This is a genomic window from Streptomyces fagopyri (assembly GCF_009498275.1).
GTDB lineage: Bacteria > Actinomycetota > Actinomycetes > Streptomycetales > Streptomycetaceae > Streptomyces > Streptomyces fagopyri.
The window spans coordinates 308,313-325,983 of record NZ_CP045643.1 but is presented as its reverse complement, the minus strand read 5'-3'; the positions used below and the strand labels follow the sequence as shown (position 1 = coordinate 325,983).

The window sequence follows — 17,671 nt, the reverse complement described above, 5'->3', positions numbered from 1 at the left end:
GGTGACAAGGTGCACGAGGCCGCCCGTCACTCCTGAGCGTGACACGAACACCGCGGTCGAAGTTGCCTCTGCGGCCGGGGTCATCCGCGGGGCAGGCGCGGGCGGATGTGGGTGACCGCGCTGAGCAGGGCGAGCGTGCCGCCGAGGGCGAAGCCGGCCGAGGTGCCGTATCCGTCGACGACCAGGCCGCCGATGAGTGACCCGGTGGCGAGTGCGATCTGGCACGCGCTGACCAGGAGCGCCATGCCGCTCTCCGGAGCCTCAGGGGTAGCCCGCAGGATCCACGTCTGCAGCGCCAGGGGCACTGCCCCGAAGGCCGCACCCCAGATCATGACGAGTACGACGACTGCGGGGGCCATGTCGGTCAGCGTGGTGAGCAGACCGACCGCGGCGGCGACCAGGACAGCGGCGGTGATGTAGACCGCGCGCAGGTTCCGGCCGATGATCGCGCCGGCGGCGAAGTTGCCGGCCAGTCCGGCCACGCCGTATCCGAGCAGGACCAGCGTCACGGCAGATGAGCCGAAATGTGCCTTCTCTTCCAGGTAGGGGGTGATGTAGGTGTAGGCGGCGAAGTGCCCGAAGAAGATCAGGCCGGTGGCCAGCAGGGCGATGCGGGCAGCCCGATTACGCAGGGACGACGTGAGCGTGGCCATGCGGATGGCTCCGGTGGGCGGCAGCGAGGGCAGTCGCAGCGCCAGAGCCGCAAGGGCGAGCAGGGCGGCACCGGCGGCAACGATGAACGCGGTCCGCCATCCGGCCAGGTGCCCGACCAGTGCGCCGAGCGGCAGGCTGACGACGGTGCCGGCGGAGATGCCGGCGGTGATCAGCGAGGTGGCTCGGTGAACGGCTTCGGCGGGCACCAGCCGGGCGGCGACGCCGGCGCCCATCGCCCAGAATCCGCCGACGCCGATGCCGAGCAGGATCCTGGCCGCTGCCATCACCGGCATATCGGGGGACAGTGCTGCCAGGACGTTGGAAGCCGTGATGGACAGCGCGAGCGCGATCAGGACCTTGCGCCGGTCGAGCCTTCCCGAGGCGATGGTGAGCAGGGGCGCTGTGACCGCAGCCATGAGTCCGGGCACGACGACGACCAGGCCGACGGTGCCGACGGAGACGTGGAGGCTGGAGCCGATGACAGGCAGGAGCCCGATCGGCAGGAACTCTGAGAGCACCAGCACGAAGGACATCAAGGCGACCGAGGCGACGGCCGGCCAGTTGCTCGGCGCCGAGGGCGTGGCGCGAGTTGGTACTCGTAGGGTTTCCGGCCGGCCGACGACCGATGCCGAGCTGGAGTGGTCACTCATGCTTCTTCTCTCCTGAAGGAACGGGGCCGCGGTTGCCCGTGCCGCGTTGTCGCGCGGCGGCTGTGCTGCGGACCGTGGACGGGGGTGGCAGGGGTCACAGCGACGTGGCCGGAGAACGAGGCGAAGCGCGCGGGTCCGTGGATGGTCGAGCCGGCGTCGCATGAGATGTAACTCTCTTTGTTACGTCAAAAGCTCGGTGGGCACCTGGACGGGAGCGGGGCAGGTGTGGCCGGTGGGCCGTTACTTCAGCCGTCCTGAAGGAAACAAGGGCCACGGTTTCGGGCTGATCCCCCGCTTGACCAGAGGTTTGTGTCGAACAACCTCATGTGACCGCGGTGAGGTGCAGCGCTCACATCTCCCGACCGGCGCACTACACGCCCGGTTCGCCGCCTGGACCGCCCCCCGGCGAACCGGAGAAAACGCGGCCGAGATCGCCGACCGATTGACGCGTACCACAGCCGCGCCGGTGACCTTCTGCGTCGTTCGGGCAGCATCGCCTCGGGCCGACAGAGGCCGACAGGGGCACGCGGCAGGTGAGTCCTGGGATCCCGTGGGCGGGGGTCCCCTTCGGCCCACCGCTTCGGAACGGTGGATCACTCAGATCTGGTTCAGGCCGCCGTCGACGTAGAGCTCGGTCCCGGTGACGAAGCTGCTCTGGTCGGACGCGAGGAAGAGTGCTGCCGCAGCCGCCTCGGCGGGCTCGCCCATCCGGCCGAGGGGCACCTGCCGCGCGAAGAGGTCGTGGAGCGCCTTGGCCCCCTCCTCGTCGGGTGCCAGGCCGGCGTTACCCGGGGTCTTGATCGGTCCGGGCACCAGCGTGTTGACGCGGATGCCACGGCCGCGCAGCTCGTTGGCCCAGGTGCGGGAGAAGGAGCGGATCGCGGCCTTCGACGCGGCGTACACGCCGAACGCCTCCCCACCGGTGGTCGCGGCGGTGGAACCGGTCAGGATCACCGAAGCACCGTCGTTGAGGAGCGGCAACGCCTTTTGTACGGTGAAGAGGGTTCCCCGGACGTTGATGTTGAACGTGTCGTCGAAGTGCTGCTCCGTCACGTCCTCCAGGGTCGCGAATTCCCCGCCGCCCGCGTTCGCGAAAAGCACGTCGATGCGGCGGCCCTGCTCGGCGACGACAGCGAAGAGCCGGTCGAGGTCGGCCGGATTCGCGATGTCCCCGCGGACGGCGGTGACGTTTGAGCCGATCTCGGCCGCCGCCGCGTCCAGCGCGTCCTGGCGTCGGCCGGTGATGATCACGTGGGCGCCTTCAGCGGCGAAGCGCTGTGCCGTGGCCAGCCCGATGCCACTGTTCGCCCCGGTGACCACTGCCACCTTGCCTGCGAGTATTTCCGTCATGACGTGCCGCCCCTCGATGATTATTGACCAGTTCGTCCATAACGTTAACCGTTGTGGACGAACTGGTCAAGAAAGCGAGCCTCGACTACAGCGTGCCGCGCGCCGGCGGCCCGGCCCGGGTGCCACCGTCCGGACCGGCAGGGTGCGGCCGCGTGCGACCCGGCTCACCGCGTACATGCCGGTGGCCCGGCCGGGGCTCACTGCCCCGGCCGGGCCACCGCTCGACAACTGGCGCTGACGGCCGCCCGCGTGCCTGCGCGTCAGCGCTTCGCGCCGCTGTCCTCCCAGTGCTTGGACACGGGAGTGGCCGTCACGTCGCCCGAGTACACCAGCGCCACGCGGTGGTTGTACTGGATCGTGTACTGCGTCTTCGCGCCGGTGACGACCGTCCCGCTGGACTTGAAGTAGTCCACCGTCGCGTTCGGCGGCTGGGTGGCGACGTACGCCTGGCCCGCGGGAAGGCTGTACCCGCTGATCGGGGCCTGCGTCGAGGCGCCCAGGCCGGCCGGGTACTCCGACGCGTCCGGGTAGCTCGACCCGTAGATGGCCACCGGGTCGCTGCCCGCGGCGGAGATGACCTTCACTCCGTAGGCCTGCTTGGTGTTCTGGCCGTCCGGGTTGTAGAACCACACCTTCGCGCCGCTGAACCAGATGGCTGTCCAGTCGCCCTGCTGGTCGGCGACGACGAACTGCTGGCCGGTCTGTGCCGTGCTGCCCCAGTCGCTGATCTTGTCCGTGCCCGCGGCCGTGCCGTGGATCGCCTGGTCGCCGAAGAGCGGGGCGGACGCGTCGGGCGCGGTGCGCAGGAAGACGAAGTTCGACGCCTGCTGCCGGTCCACGCACGCGGTCGTCGCACCGGTCGGGTCGTCGATCGGGCACACCTGGACGGTCTGCAGGTTGGTCTCGAAGACGGGGTCGATGGTCACGACCGAGCCCACGGGCGCGGTGCCGCGCAGGCCGCTGAGGGGGCGGCCGAGCAGACGCATGAAGTGGTCCCAGTCCCAGCTCGGTCCCGGGTCCCAGTGCTGCGCGCGGACACCGCTCAGGCTGGGTCCGGCGACGTCGTCGTGACCCAGGATGTGCTGGCGGTCCAGCGGTATGTCGAACCGGTTGGCCAGGTACTGCACGAGGTAGGCCGTGGACTCGTACTGCGCCTCGGTGTACCAGGTGGCGCCCTGCGCGGCGTAGCCCTCGTGCTCGATGCCGATCGAGTGCAGGTTCGAGGAGTAGTTGCCCGCTTGGAACGCGATGTCCTTCGTGGCCACCATCTGCGTCACCGCGCCGTCCGAGGACCGCATGACGTAGTTGGTCGACACGATGTTCGACGGATTGGCGAGACCGGCCACGCCGGAGTCGTACGTGCCCTCCAGATCGTGGATGACGATGGTGTCGATCTTGATGCCGTTGGCGGGGCGGTTCGACACCTGCATGCCGGCCGGGGAGCCGGGCACGAAGCTGCACGGCACGGCCGGCGGGCATTCGGTGTCGGTGGCCGCGGCGGCCTTCAGGCGCAGTCGGTCCACCTGGGCGGTGGCGGGGCTCACCGAGGGGGCGGCGTCGAGCCGGACCCGCTGGCCGTCCTTGGTGGTGACGCCGGCGCCGCCGCGGACAGTGGCGTACACGCGGTCGGCGAAGCCCGCCGCGTCCTGCTTCCGCGTCGACTGGCTGTAGCGGGCGACCGCGCCGTACCACTGGGCCGCGTCCGCCGGCACGCCGCCGGCCACCTGCTTCTCGTACGAGGCCAGCAGGGCCGCGCCACCGCGGATGTTCGCCGCGGGGTCCTCGCGCAGCACGTCCTCGGACAGACCGGTCAGCTTCGCGGCGGCCTGCAGAGTGTGCAACGCCGGGTTCGCGGCCATCGATTTCAGATCGCCGCGCCCGACGGCGCCCGCGCCGCCGGAGGCCATCATGGCCGGGGTCACGTCGGTGAGGTGCATGGGCCCGTAACCGCCGTCGGCACTGGCCTGCGCACCGTGCGACTCCCAGGCCGACTCCTGGTACGCCAGGCCGAGCAGGACGCTCGACGGGACGTGGTACTCCGCCGCGGCCGAGGCGAAGTCCTGCTGCCGGGCGCTGCTCGCGGCGCCCGCGGAGCCGTTCGTCGTGTCGGCCAGCGCGGTGACCGGCAGGACGGCGAGGCCGCCTGCGGCCACCGCGCCCATCGCGATCGCGAGCGTCACACGCCGGCGCCGGGTCTTCCTCTTGTGCAAGGTGCTGATCCTTTGGGGGAGTTCAGAAGTGGAAAGTCGTCGAGTACTTCGCCGGCCAGGTCGCCGTCGGGGGCCACGCATGCCGGCGGGCGTTGATCCCCGATCGCTGTCCGACCGGTCTTCTGCACCCGAATCCGCTCCAGTGCGTGCGACCCAGCCGGCGTCACTGGCTCCGGAAGGCCGTCGTCGCGAACCAGGGTGTGAGCCGCCCGCACCGGCCACGTTGCCGTGCGGGCTGCCCTGGCCATGACGAAGGCATCCCGTGACGACGGACGTCACGGGCGATTTGCTTGACGACGCAATGATCCTACGTGGTCGATGCATGTGAACGCGTTGCGGTTGGGCGACGAAGGTGTGAAGGTCTTGAACGGGTCCTCGCAGCAAGGAAGTCGACCCGCTGCCCTCAAGGGGCTTTGCACTTCCGCTCGTTCCTGGCGCCGCCCTCTCGCCCCGGGTTCCCGCGCGGCGTCCGCCCGCCACGCTCCTCCGGGCCGCCTGCTCCGCGCTCCCTCGGCGTCCGCAACAGACAGTCGGCCTGTCCCGGCGCTCGCCGACTGGATCCGCCGCGACGATGCGGCCCCAGTCCGGGCCGTGAATACGCTCGCAGAGCACGGCGAGGGCTGCGTGGGGCCGGCGTCGACGTCCGGCCCGATCCTCTTGCTCCTGGTGAGAAGTGGCCCCGGGCAGTGGCCCCGGCCAGTGGCGGGGCCCACGTGATGGTGTGCGCCGCCGGCGGGCTACGGCACCGAATCCGACAGCTCCGACAGCACGTATCAGACGGTGGAGGCGATCGCCCTGGTGACGGCCGTGATCGCAGGGGCGGGGCGGCCGGGGAGGCGCGCCACAAGGACCCGGCGGATTTCGGGGGGTGCACCCTCGACGGGCAGCAGGCTGACCCCGAGCGGCAGCGCGGGCGAGAGCCGGGACGGCACCGTCGTCACGCCGAAGCCGCCGGCGACCAGCTGGAGCTTGGTCAGCCAGTCGCGTGCGGAGTGGACGATCCGCGGCCGTCCGGGCAGGCCGGGCCAGACGCCGAGCAGCGGCTCGGAGTTCGACGACGGGGTGGCGATCCACGGGGCGTCGACCAGCTCGTCGATGTGCACGGTGGTACGGCCTGCGAATTCTCCGGTCGACCTTACCGCGACGGCCAGTTCGGTGTCCGCGAGGGTCTCGACGTGCAGGCGCGGCGACTCCCCGTCCGACAGACGGTGGGGCGGACGGGACGTCAGAAGGGCAAGGTCGATCGAGCCAGCACGCAGCGCCCGGCCCAGGGTGGGCGTTGTGCCCTCGATCGTAGTGACCGTGATGTGTGGGTCGGTCGCCGCGAGCCGTGCGAGTGCGGCAGGGAGGATCGCCGCGCCCGCGCTCAGGAACACCCCGAGCCTCACCAGTTCGGTCTGCGGGGCGGTGCCGGTGAGGTCGCGCTCGGCCGCCGCGAGGGAGTCAAGGATCGTGCGGGCGTGCCGCAGCAGGGTCAGACCCGTGGAGGTGAGCTGCACCCCGTCGGAGCGGCGCTCGAACAGGACGGCGCCCGCGCTCCGTTCGAGGGAGGCGGCCTGGCGCGAGACCGCCGACTGCGTGTAGCCGAGCCGGGCGGCCGCGGCGGTGAAGCTGCCGGATTCGGCGATCTGTCGCAGGACCCGCAGGCCCACAGTGGAGATGTCCATGCGCCCTACGCATACCACGGATGCCAGATCATCGCTTCCCGCATGGTGGTGGGGGCTCCTAGTGTCGATCCCGGGAACTCGGACGAACATGGAGGTCATCAGGTGCGAGCAGCGGTTCTGACGGGGTTCGGCACCCCTCTCTCGGTGCGACAGGTGCCCGACCCCGGGGCCGGTGGGGGAGAGGTGGTGGTTGAGGTGCTCGCCGCCTGCGTGCCCCCGTACGCGGCCGAGGTATTCAGCGGCGAACGGAACTACCCCCTGGTCCCTCCGGTCGTGCCCGGTGTCGGCGGCGTGGGACGGGTCGTCCATGTCGGCCCGGATGCCACCCGGCTGCGAGCCGGCGACCTGGTGTGGTGCGACTCCACGGTGCGCTCGCGGGACGACGCCCTGACACCCGACATCACGCTCCAGGGCTGGAGTTCCCGCGGCGAGGGCGGCGCGCGGCTCGCCCGGTACGTGCACGACGGATCGTTCGCCGAACTCATGCGGGTCCCGACGGAGAACGTCTTTCCGCTGCCCGCCACCGCAGGGCAGGACCCGGCTCGCTGGGCCGCGCTCGGCGTGCACGTCATCCCATACGGCGGGCTGCTGGCGGGCGGCCTCGAAGCCGGTGAGACGCTGCTCGTCAGCGGGGCCACCGGCAACCTCGGTAGCAGTGCGGTCGCGGTCGCGCTGGCGATGGGGGCGGGTCGCGTGGTCGCCCCGGGCCGCAACCGGGCCGCGCTCGACCTTCTCGCCGCCCGGTTCGGTCCGCGCGTGCACCCGGTCCCGCTGACCGGGGACGAGGCCGGGGACCACGCGGCGATGTCCGCGGCGGGCGACGGCCCGATCGACATGGTGATCGACCTGCTCCCACCGAGCGCACCCAGCTCGGCGGCGCGCACGGCGGCGATGACCGTGCGCGAGTACGGCCGCGTCGTCCTCATGGGCGGCGTCGGCATGCTCGGTGGCGACGACTTCGCACTCCCGTACCCGTGGGTCATGCGCAACTCGGTGACGGTGCGCGGGCAGTGGATGTACCCGCGCGCGGCGAACGTCGGCATCATCCGGCTCCTCGCCTCGGGCGCGCTGGACCTCGCCCCTGAGCGGGTACGGTCGTTCGGCCTTGATGCCGTCAACGACGCCATCGCGTACGCCGCGGTACATGGCGGTCCGTTCGACCGCACCACTCTCACCCCACAACCGGCCGGCTGACCGGGGGACCACCCTTCAGGAGCACATGCGACAGCCCCGGCCGGGACGCGTCCCGGCCGGGGCTGTTTCCTTCGACGCCGTGGACCCCATCCGCGAGGAAGCACGGAGTACAGAGGAGGCCCGGAGTGCATCCGCGGCGGGCTCGACGAGACCGCCGTGAGGGGCCAAGCCGGCCGGTGGCGAGCTCGTACCCGGCGGGCCGTCAGCCGTCGGTGCGGAGGGCTGTCGATTCGGTCGCTCGGCACACATGGGTCGGGCTGCTTTGCGCGGTGGTGCGCGGTGTGGGCGGCGCGTGCGCGGCCCGCAGTGGCGCCGCGGGCAGAGGCCGCGGAGGGAGTGCCGTTCGCAGAGGCGTCATGGCTGCGCGGAGTGTGGCGGGTGTGCTTGTGTCGAGGCCATCAGTTCGGTTCAGTCCGAGGCAGGGAACTGCTGGCAGAGGCGTTCGCGCTGTCGCGGGCCGAGGCCTTGGACCTTGCGTGTCTCGGCGATGCCGAGGTTTATGAGGAGCTCGCGGGCGCGTACTTTCCCGATACCGGGCAGCGACTCGAGGACGCGGCGGACGGATGTCTTGGCGATGACGTCGTCTTCGCGCTCCAGAAGCGCGGGCAGTGAAACGCCGCCAGTCTTGAGTGCTTTGAGCAGCGCGGCGCGTTCTTTTCGGGCGTGCAGGGCTTTGGTCAGCGCTTCGGCGCGGGCCTCGGGGGTGAGTTGGGGCAGTGGCATGAGAATCCTTCCGTGGTGCGGTAGTTGGACATCATGGCCCCTCTGCCTCCCGACGACCAACGGGCGTCCGTGGCCTGCCGGGGAGGTCACCCAAGCCGGAGGCCCGTGACGTGTGCTGCTCCCGTCGACGGCGAGAGAAGCTGCCCATCTGGGCGAGGGTCCCACGGGAGGCCGGTAGTTCACGCTGTCCCAGGCCAACAGAAGGAACGCGGTGGCCCAAGACGCTGCGCGGGCAGGTCACCAAGGTGGTCCTGTTCGGCGTCTTCGTGCAGGTCGCCGAAGGCATTGAGGGACTGGTTCTCCTACGAGAGCTCACCAGGGTGTCCGTGGGGACTCCGTCGGCCGTCCTCCAGGTCGGCGACGAGGTCATGGTCGTCGTCACGGAAATCCACCGACAACGGCGCAGGCCGGCACTCTCCCGACGTGAGGGCTCACCAGACCTCCGGTGACGCCTGTGTGTCACTGTCTCCCCTGTGCGAGTGCTCCAGTCTCCCGGCCTGCCTGGTGAGGACGAGGCCTCACCTCCAACCCGGTGAACCTGTGCGGCAGCGGTACTTGGGCCTCTTGTACGTTCCATTCCGGCAGGAGACCGCACCTGCGGCCTGCTCGACGCTGCCGGTCGCGCCCGATACCGGTTACGCGGTGGGCGGCGAGCACTCGATGTCGGAGACCGCGGCGGTCGCCGAGGTCTCCTCGCCGGGTGCGGAGGGGGAACGCTCGTCGAGTCCACGAGCGGTGTGGATTCGCAGCAGTCCTTCGACGCCGCGCAGCAAGGTCTCGCCGGCCAGGACCGGGTCGCCGAGGTAGCCGGCGCTCATTGCGCCGTCCCGCAGCATCACGAAGTGCCGCCCGGCGTGCTCGGCCTGCGTGGCCGCAATCTCGGCGAACAGGCCGGTGATTGTCTGCAGGAACCACTCGCGGTGTTGTACGACGGCTCGGTGGACCGGGTGGTCGGGAGCGGGGAATTCCGCCGCCGCGTTGAGGAACGCGCACCCGCGGTAACCGGTCGAGCGGATCTGCTCGACCAGGGACGCGCCGATGCCGCGCAGGATGCCGTCGGCCGGCACATCCGCGTTCATCAAGGAGTCGATCTGGGCGCGGATCGCCTGATCGACGCCTGCGAGGTAGGCGACGGCAAGCTCTTCTTTGCTGCGGAAGTGACGGTAGAAGGTGGCGTTGGTGACCTTCGCCTCGGCAACCAGACGGTCCACGCCCACCGTGTTGATGCCCTCGGCGTAGAAGAGCCGCCCGGCGGTCCTCAGGAGCCGCTCCCGGGCCTCGGAGACTCGCCTGCCGGTGCCATCGCCGGTTTCCGTCCCTCTCATGCAGCCGATTGTAGCAGGTAGAACGATCTCTCTTGTTTTTGGGGCGGGGGGTGTGCCAGGCTCTGGGCCAAGGGAGAACGTTCTCTCTACTCCACATGAATCGGAGAGTCCCATGGCATCCACCGTTCCCGCGAAACGCGCCGGCGCCCCGTCCGCCTTGCGTCGGCTCTACGTCATCCGCTTCGCCTTCGCCGTCGCGTGGGCGGGGCTGCTCCTGCTGGTAGCGGACTCGAATCTGTCCGTAGGGGCCAAGCTGCTGCTTTTCCCCTACCCGGCTTTCGACGTGGCCGCGGCCATCGCCGATGTCAGGTCAACGCGAGGGGACGGGCCGCTCAAGGGTCTGTACGTCAACATCGCCATCAGCTCGCTCGCCGCCGTCGGCATCGCGGTTGCCAGTGCCTCGGGTGTCGCCGACGTGCTCCGTGTCTGGGGAGCGTGGGCGGTCGTCTCCGGGTTGGTCCAGCTCCTCGTGGGCACGGCGCGCCGGTCCATGGGTGGCCAGTGGGCCATGATCTTCAGCGGCGGGATTTCGGTGCTGGCCGGCGCGACCTTCATCCGAAGCGCCTCACAGGACGACCCCTCGCTGACCACCCTCGCCGGCTATGCGACGCTCGGAGGGATCTTCTTCGTCATCTCGGCGTTCCGCCTGTCCCGTTCGACACATGAGGGCCGAGCGCCCATACGCTGATCTCCGCGTCGTTCGGCTGACGCATCGACTTCAAGTACGCCATGGTCCTGGAGTTGGACGATCCCGGCTTCCACCACAGCGTCCTGGCCGACTTCCGCGTGCGCCTCGGCCAGGACGGCCGCGCAGACCGCCTTCTCGATCTGACGCGCGCCCGCCTGAAGGAAGCCGGCCTCGTGCGCGAGCGCGCCACGGAGCGCACCGACTCCACCCACGTCCTGGCCGCCGTGCGTGACCTGGCCCGGTTGGAACTGGTCACCGAGGCCGTCCGCGCCGTTCCGGAGGAAGTTGCCCGCACTGCTGATCACCTGCTGACCGGCCTGGCCGACGAGGGCTGGGGGCGCCGCGACGGCCGTCCGGTCCGCCTCGACAAGAACCCCACCCGCCCAAGTCTTTTGGAAGTATTCCTCGATCGGCGCCTGGTGGGTCGCCGGGCCTCCTTCTCGGGCGGCCTCGAAGGTGGCATGCACCGGAAGAAAAGTCGCTTCCAGTTTCACGACCTCAAACCGCGGAGCGGGTGTCATGACGCCATCATTCGCGCGCCGCCATAAATTTGACGATCTGGATGGATGACGTGATGTCGTCCTGGGCTTCAGCCCGATCGCGCACTCACTAGGTGCCGTCTCCGGCCATTGTGCCAAATCCGCTGTCAGTCCGGTTGGACTTGTTGTTGGTGTTTCCCTGATCGAATGGACCGCAGCCGCGACTGGTGCTCATGCAGTCGGGGGGTCGGTTGGTATTCGGGTCGGGTTTGGGCGGCTTGTTGTTGGTGTTTCCTTGGTCGAATGGACCGCAGCCGCGACTGGTGCTCATGCAGTCGGGGGGTCGGTTGGTATTCGGGTCGGGTTTGGGCGGCTTGTTGTTGGTGTTTCCTTGGCCGAACGGGCCGCAGCCGCGACTGGTGCTCATGCAGTCGGGGGGTCGGTTGGTATTGCCATTGCCTGAGCCTGTGTCATCGCCCTGGTCAGCGGGAGCAGTCGCTGTTGTCGCGGTGCGCGACGGCGCCGAAGCAGCGAATGCGCTAGCAGGTAGCAGTGTGCCTCCCGCAGTCAAGGCGGCTGCGGATGCGAGCACCGCAAGATGCTGCGTGCGAGACATGCGGATCATGGGTATCCTCCAGCAAGAAGGGATGGAGGGATTGTCGAAAGACTTCGGCAAACCAACCAGCGTCTTTGGGTGATGCCAGGAGAATGCCATTCCAATGATAGATCGAGACCATGGCAGCGGCAATCTGCTGGGCTTCAATCCGCGCCCCGCGTCCTGGCAGGTCGAATCCCGTGGCGTCGGGAATCCGGACACTTGGTGGACGGCGGCGGACGCAGCTCGCTCTTGTTGCCCGAATCCGGTCCAGCGGGATCGCGGCGATCGTTTTCCGGCTGGGTTGCCGGTTTCACGCTGCCGCACTGCAGGGGCAGTTTCGATGTCATGCGTCACGGAGCGAACCTGCTGCTCTGTCAGGACGGCCGCTGTCCGCGGGCAAGGGCCGGCAGTTGCTTTCCGGGGCGCATACGGCTGAGAGGTTGTCTCACGTGGCAAGTTTCGCGAGCTTCTTGCAAGCAGGTCAGGGCGGCGGCCATGGCAGGCCTCGGTTCTGCGTCGTTGCGGACCATGTAGGGGATCTTGAGACCACGAGCAGCCCATGGCAGGCTCATGGCGCATGATCGATGAATTCGCGAAAGCCAACCTGCACGGGAGACTGCGGCGGGATCGCGAGGCGCTGCTCTGGAAACTCGACGGCTTGTCCGAATACGACGCCCGCCGACCGTTGACAGTGACCGGGACCAACCTCCTCGGCTTGGTCAAACACGTGGCCAGCGTCGAGGCCAGGTACTTCGGCGAGGTCTTCGACCGCCCTTCTCCGGAACCGCTGCCCCGGTGGCAGGACCACTCCAACGGCAGCGATCTGTGGGCGACCGAGGACGAGACCCGCGATCAGATCACCGGGTTCTATCGGCGCACGTGGGAACACTCGGACGCGACGATCAACGAGCTTCCCCTCGACGCCCTCGGCCACGTGCCGTGGTGGCCGGAGCCTTATGCCGACACGAACCTGTTCGCCATCCTGGTCCATGTCCTCAGCGAGTCCGTCCGGCATGCCGGGCACGCCGATATCCTGCGCGAGGGCCTCGACGGCCGGACCGGGTTGCGCGCCGAACACGAGAAGCAGATCGACGAGGAAGCCCGTGCGGCCTACTGCGCGAAGATCGAGCAGGCCGCCAGGTCGGCCGCACCAATCAAGGCTTAGCGGTTGTCTCACGTGACTTGATGTTCGCGCGGCAGGATGCCGGTCGTGGGTGCTGATCCATCGAAGCGTCTGGTGCCTGATGAACTCTGGGAGCTGGCCGCCCCGTTGCTGCCGTCGTTCGCTGCTCGTCCGCAAGGTGGTGGGACCGCACCGTGTGACGAGCGGGCCGTGTTCACGGCAGTGGTAGACGTGCTGACCAGCGGCTGTGCCTGGCGGCATCTGCCGCCGACGTTCGGCACGTCGCCCGCCCACCGCGACGACGGCACCTGCACCGACGCCAAGGGGGCCCGGTCCTCGATGCAGATCGAGCTGTTGAACCGCAGACGGTGGCTTGTTTTCAGGCTCGTCCAGTGGTCCGAGTACCAGCGAGCCGTCGGCCCGGACGGCGGCGCGTTGCTCGCTGATCCCTCCGAAGTGCTCGGCTTCCACCTGGGCGATCGGCCCTGCCGAGGACCACCGGGCGAGCAGCGTCTCGAAGTCCTCTGACCAGCTTTCAGAACCCCAGGCCTTCTCAGTCCCTTCCGTCAGTGACGATGTTGAAGACCTGATCGGTCATCGGCATCAGCGACCACCCCCTGGTGGAGGGGCATCACTCGGGCTTCAGGGATCTCCCACGACGCGTCACGCAGCAAGTGGTCTCCCGCTATCAGTGCCTGCCACTCGTAACCCACTCCGCGTCCTCCCCAACCGATTGGAGCCCTCTCGTGCCTGACAGGCCGGCACGAACCCACGCAGGCGGCCCTCGCGGCCAAGTCAGCTTCGTCGAACACCTGTTGTCAGTGGCCTGGGGCATCATGCGGGGCAGGTGACGGCCCGTCCGACCGAAGGATTTGCGAGGCCGTCGGCCACAAAGGGGAGGGGTGCTGTGCGCAGGCCGGTCGCGGGCGAGGTGCATGTTCACTACGGTCAGATCTACGTCGAGAGCGATGCGGAAGGTGTGATCCCCGATCTTTCCGAGGCGTTCGCGGGCCAGCGCGGAGGGCTGTGCGGGGCGGCAGTTCCGGGTGTGCTCTGGCTGATCACCGGGCTGCACACAGGAAACGTCGGCTTCATGGTGGAGGTCCACGAGGAGGAGCCTTCGCTGGACCCCGTCTGGGACGATGTGGTGGAGGCGTCCTTCCGCCCGGTGTCGGAACACACCCGCTTGTCGCAGTGTGCGGGCGAGGCCGCATGGAACCTGCATCTGGCCCGGACCGACTACCGGGTGCGGTACTGCGCCCAGGGGATGGACAAGGGACGGAAGCTCGACACCAGAGTGTCCGTGGAGCCGCAGGCGGACAGTTACCTCCTGCAGTTCTGGCCCTCGCAGCCCCGCCCGGACCGCGTGATCCGCCAGACCTCCCAAAATGCCGCCTACTGGCACCGCTACGCCCGCGAACTTCCGCCACCGCCGACACCGGAGGAGCGCGCCGAGACTGAACGTCTGGCCCGTCAGACGGAAGAGCGGGCCGCCGAGGAGCGGCGACTGCACCGCGAGCGAAGGGAGTGGGGCGGTCGGCTGCCGAGCGAGAGGCTGCGCGGTGCCGGGGGCAACGTCCGCGGCCTCCTCCGCTTCGACAGCGATCTGGTACACACGCTTGGTAGCGCCGGTTCCGAGGTCCAGCGCGCGGTGGCCTTGTTGGCCGCCCGGAAAGCCTGCGAGACCGCGGGCCTGATCGGTGTTTCGTGGGTTGTCCAGGCGCTCACCGCATTGGCGGAGAGCCGTCCGCTGCCGCCGCCGTTCGACGACACGGACCGGATGTGGGAGACCCTGCGCTCCGATCCACAGGTCCCGGCGCGGTCGGTGCTCCAGGCGGTACCTCCTGGGCGTCCGCCGTACCGTCCACTGACGCCGTCGGTGGTCGGGTGGGCGCAGGCCCCGGCCGCGGAGTCGGGGGACAAGGCCAGGCGGGGCCTCGGCAGTGAGGTGGGCGGGATCGTACCGGCAGGGCCGGCCGGCGCCCCACCGGCACCTGCCGGCGGCGTGGCGTGCGGCGCGGCATTGGTGCATGGCTCCGGAACTGCGCGCGGCCCCGAGCGGATCTCACAGCCGCACGTCGCTCTTCCCGCCGTGCTCGCGGCTGCAGGGCCCGACTCGCTGAAGGCGGCACTGGGCGCGGTGTGGCACTCGGTGGGCACGCACGGCGAGCACTACCCAGAGCTGTTGGAGGAAGTCCGGTCGGTGTGCACCGACCAGGTGGAGGAGTAGGCAAACCTGCGGTCTTGCCGCCGGTGCTGGGACCCGGTTGGCCGTCCGCTTGAGACTGCTCCGTCGACGTCGGCGACACGTCAAGCCACCCCTGCGGAGCGAGGGAAGGCGCGGACGCGGTGATCATCGTGACGCAATGGCCAGAGCCTCGGGACATCGACGGGCGCCAGGCGGCGGCAGCGATGGCGCGTCCGCTGCTCTCCGACGGGCGCAACGTGCTCGTCCCGCGGCGGATGGACTCGCTCGGTTTCACCTACATGAGAGTGGACCGCAGGACGGTACGCGGCGCAGCCTCTCCCTTCGACCGTGAACTTCTTGGGCATGGCATCGGTGGGAGCGTGGCCGCATCGATGCGGGAGGAGACCAGGTCGCTCATCTCCGTGATGGGCCAGCGCCACCGGATTGCGTGACCTGCTGGAGCGCCACCAACTACGGGAACGGCAGGATTGGCGAGTAGACGCACCCCGCCTCGGAAGAGACGGGATGTGGGAGATCTCTAACGTGCTCCCGCGCCTGTACTTTTCCGTGGAAGCTTCACAGAAAAGGCAAGAAGCATCAATCTTGCGCCTCAATCGGGGCCGGCCTCTGCCCATGTGCACGATTACTGCTTCGGTCTCGAACAGGAGATGCTGGTCAATGTCTCAGCGCGGTGCCGATGCGGTGTGACTGGGGGTGGTGCCGAACATGCGGCGGTATTCGCGGCTGAATTGCGAGGGGCTGGAGTAGCCGACGGAGAATCCGACTTCGGCGACGTCGTGGTGGCCGGTGAGCAGGCGCATGCGGGCCTCGTTGAGGCGTAGCTGTTTTTGGTACTCCAGCGGGGTCATGGAGGTGAGGGTCAAGAAGTGGCGGTGGAAGACGGACGGGCTCATCGCGGCGGTCGTCGCGAGGTCGGGGACGCGCAGGGGTTCGCTGTAGTGGTCCCGGATCCAGCGGACCGCGCGGGTGAGGTGGGCGAGTCGACTGTCGGCGATGCCGATCTGGCGGATGGTTGCCCCTTGGGGCCCGGTGAGAAGACGCCAGAGGATCTCCCGTTCGACGCCGGCGCCGAGCGCGGCGAGGTCGGCGGGATGGTCGAGCAGGGCGAGGAGTCGGGCGATCGCGTCCAGGAGCGGCGGTGAGGCGTGACCGACACCGAAGGCCGAGAGGGAGTGCGCGGGGGCGGGACGGTGGGGGCCGCCGGTGTCGAGCAGCAGCGAGGCGATCCGGTCGGGCTGCAGCCGCAGCGTGACGGCCATGAACGGATCGTCCTCGTCCGCGGCGATGATGTTGCCCACTACGGGCAGGTCGACGGTCGCGACCAGGTACTCACCAGGGCCGTACTCGTAGACCTCACCGCCCAGGGCGGTGTGCTTGAGGCCGCCGGCGATGAGTGCGAACGCGGGCTCGAGCACGTCGCCGGACGGCTGGTTGGTCCGGGTCGTGCGCATGACCGACAGGCCCGGCAGCGCAGTAGGGGTGAGGCCGTCGCGCGCGTGACGAGTGATGGCGTTCTTGATGTCGAGGAGCCGGTCCATGACGTCAGTGAAACACGCGCACGGGCGAGCACTGCCGATGTCGACAGGATCAGGCAAGCCTTCAGCAGGATCGTTCTGACGTCTCGGCGGACCGTGGTGGTTGCATGGAATTCACGACCTCCCTGGGCTCTTTATGGCCCTTGGCCGTTTCCGGCCTCCGCGTCAGCCCGATTGCGGCAATGCGAGGAACAACGGGCGGCAAAGAGGACACACGCACCGACATCGGCTGATGAGGAGAATTAAATGTGGACTACGGCAGAAATCCCTGGCCAAGAAGGTAAGAATGTGATCGTGACCGGTGCCAATTCCGGTATCGGCTACGAGACTGCTCTGGCGCTCTACCTGGCCGGGGCGAACGTGACGCTGGCCTGTCGCGACCAGGGCAAGGCCGAACAGGCGAAGGCGAACATGGAACAGCGGTCGGGTCCGGGGTCGCTGGAGATCGGCGTGCTCGATCTGGCGGACCTGGACTCCGTCCGCCTCTTCGCTGAGACGTACCTCCAGCAGCACACCCAGCTCGATGTGCTGGTCAACAACGCCGGTGTCGGCACCCCGCCGGCCGGCATGACCCGCCAGGGCTGGGAATACACCTTCGGCGTCAACTTCCTGGGTCCGTTCGCGCTCACCGGCCGGCTGTATCTGCTCCTTGAAGCAACGCCGGGTTCACGCGTTGTCACGGTCAGCAGTTTCGCCTACGTCCGAGGGGTCATCGACTTCGACAATCTCAAGTCGGAAAAGGGCTACGACGCCGGCCGGGAATACGGCCAGAACAAGCTGGCGGATCTGATGTTCACGATCGAACTGGACCGGAGGGTCCGCGCTCAGGGACACCAGGTCGTCTCGATCGCCGCCCAGCCCGGAGCCAACAGCACCGAGATCACCAGGCACAGCACCGAGGAGCAGGTTGCCGCCATGAAGGAGCGCTTCGGCGGCTTCATGGAGCCCTGGCAGGGCGCGCTGCCTTCGCTGTACGCGGCCGTGTCCAGCGAAGCGACGGCTGGGAACCTGTATGAACCGCATGAAAACGGAGTCAAGGGCTACCCGGCGAAGGCCGACATTCAGGCAGTCGCGCTGGACGAGACGGTCGCCAAGAAGCTCTGGAACGTAGCCGAAGAGGCTACGGGAGTCGTCTACCCCGAGTAATCTCCGCACGCGCCGGCCCCACCGGTGAACCCGGCGAGGCCGACCTCATCGTCATCGACGGGCTGCGCAAGATGGCCGACGAGGTCCGCCTTCTCCAGTGTGCAGTCTGAGGCGATGCGG

At 68.8% G+C, this 17,671-nt stretch carries 16 protein-coding genes; 9 read left to right on the top strand and 7 right to left on the bottom strand.

Going from position 1 to position 17,671, the window contains the following annotated elements; translation table 11 throughout:
• Positions 1–80: 80 nt before the first annotated feature.
• The 4 genes from GFH48_RS01475 to GFH48_RS01460 form a co-directional block, all read right to left on the bottom strand.
• The gene (locus tag GFH48_RS01475) at positions 81–1,304 is read right to left on the bottom strand and encodes an MFS transporter (protein ID WP_194280455.1); all 1,224 of its coding nucleotides are present in this window, start codon (positions 1,302–1,304) and stop codon (positions 81–83) included.
• A gap of 597 nt (positions 1,305–1,901) precedes the next feature.
• Positions 1,902–2,654, bottom strand: a complete 753-nt coding sequence (locus tag GFH48_RS01470) for an SDR family oxidoreductase (protein WP_153286477.1) — start codon at positions 2,652–2,654, stop codon at positions 1,902–1,904.
• Positions 2,655–2,914: 260 nt separating this feature from the next.
• Positions 2,915–4,864 (bottom strand): N-acetylmuramoyl-L-alanine amidase, encoded by a 1,950-nt coding sequence (locus GFH48_RS01465; protein ID WP_153286476.1) that lies wholly within the window; start codon positions 4,862–4,864, stop codon positions 2,915–2,917.
• 773 nt (positions 4,865–5,637) lie between these two features.
• Positions 5,638–6,531: a LysR family transcriptional regulator gene (locus GFH48_RS01460; RefSeq protein WP_153286475.1), complete on the bottom strand. Its 894-nt coding sequence runs from the start codon at positions 6,529–6,531 to the stop codon at positions 5,638–5,640.
• Positions 6,532–6,633: 102 nt separating this feature from the next.
• Between GFH48_RS01460 and GFH48_RS01455 the strand changes: the two genes are divergently transcribed.
• The gene (locus GFH48_RS01455) at positions 6,634–7,725 is read left to right on the top strand and encodes an alcohol dehydrogenase catalytic domain-containing protein (protein WP_194280454.1); all 1,092 of its coding nucleotides are present in this window, start codon (positions 6,634–6,636) and stop codon (positions 7,723–7,725) included.
• Between the two features lie 408 nt (positions 7,726–8,133).
• Here the strand turns inward: GFH48_RS01455 and mihF are convergent, their stop codons facing one another.
• Positions 8,134–8,448, bottom strand: a complete 315-nt coding sequence (mihF, locus tag GFH48_RS01450; RefSeq protein ID WP_153286474.1) for an integration host factor, actinobacterial type — start codon at positions 8,446–8,448, stop codon at positions 8,134–8,136.
• 110 nt (positions 8,449–8,558) lie between these two features.
• On the opposite strand from mihF, the gene GFH48_RS01445 reads away from it, so the two are divergent.
• Complete coding sequence (locus tag GFH48_RS01445) at positions 8,559–8,897, top strand: S1 RNA-binding domain-containing protein (protein WP_228120254.1); 339 nt, start codon at positions 8,559–8,561, stop codon at positions 8,895–8,897.
• Positions 8,898–9,083: 186 nt separating this feature from the next.
• On the opposite strand, the gene GFH48_RS01440 is transcribed toward GFH48_RS01445, so the two are convergent.
• Positions 9,084–9,773, bottom strand: a complete 690-nt coding sequence (locus tag GFH48_RS01440; protein ID WP_153286473.1) for a TetR/AcrR family transcriptional regulator — start codon at positions 9,771–9,773, stop codon at positions 9,084–9,086.
• A 112-nt stretch (positions 9,774–9,885) separates the two neighbouring features.
• On the opposite strand from GFH48_RS01440, the gene GFH48_RS01435 reads away from it, so the two are divergent.
• The 6 genes from GFH48_RS01435 (at position 9,886) to GFH48_RS01405 (ending at position 15,301) form a co-directional block, all read left to right on the top strand.
• Positions 9,886–10,461: a hypothetical protein gene (locus tag GFH48_RS01435; protein WP_153286472.1), complete on the top strand. Its 576-nt coding sequence runs from the start codon at positions 9,886–9,888 to the stop codon at positions 10,459–10,461.
• 53 nt (positions 10,462–10,514) lie between these two features.
• A complete protein-coding gene (locus GFH48_RS01430; protein ID WP_228120252.1) occupies positions 10,515–11,009 on the top strand; it encodes a hypothetical protein in 495 nt (164 codons plus the stop codon).
• A 1,106-nt stretch (positions 11,010–12,115) separates the two neighbouring features.
• Positions 12,116–12,703: a DinB family protein gene (locus GFH48_RS01425; protein ID WP_153286471.1), complete on the top strand. Its 588-nt coding sequence runs from the start codon at positions 12,116–12,118 to the stop codon at positions 12,701–12,703.
• A gap of 36 nt (positions 12,704–12,739) precedes the next feature.
• The gene (locus GFH48_RS38885; RefSeq protein ID WP_228120250.1) at positions 12,740–13,189 is read left to right on the top strand and encodes a transposase; all 450 of its coding nucleotides are present in this window, start codon (positions 12,740–12,742) and stop codon (positions 13,187–13,189) included.
• A 379-nt stretch (positions 13,190–13,568) separates the two neighbouring features.
• The gene (locus GFH48_RS01415) at positions 13,569–14,891 is read left to right on the top strand and encodes a hypothetical protein (RefSeq protein WP_194280453.1); all 1,323 of its coding nucleotides are present in this window, start codon (positions 13,569–13,571) and stop codon (positions 14,889–14,891) included.
• Positions 14,892–15,010: 119 nt separating this feature from the next.
• Positions 15,011–15,301 (top strand): hypothetical protein, encoded by a 291-nt coding sequence (locus tag GFH48_RS01405; protein WP_153286470.1) that lies wholly within the window; start codon positions 15,011–15,013, stop codon positions 15,299–15,301.
• Positions 15,302–15,532: 231 nt separating this feature from the next.
• Here the strand turns inward: GFH48_RS01405 and GFH48_RS01400 are convergent, their stop codons facing one another.
• Positions 15,533–16,408 (bottom strand): AraC family transcriptional regulator, encoded by an 876-nt coding sequence (locus GFH48_RS01400; RefSeq protein ID WP_153286469.1) that lies wholly within the window; start codon positions 16,406–16,408, stop codon positions 15,533–15,535.
• 243 nt (positions 16,409–16,651) lie between these two features.
• Between GFH48_RS01400 and GFH48_RS01395 the strand changes: the two genes are divergently transcribed.
• Positions 16,652–17,551 carry an oxidoreductase gene (locus tag GFH48_RS01395; protein WP_153286468.1) on the top strand — a complete coding sequence of 300 codons (900 nt, stop codon included), beginning with the start codon at positions 16,652–16,654 and terminating at the stop codon, positions 17,549–17,551.
• Positions 17,552–17,671: the final 120 nt, after the last annotated feature.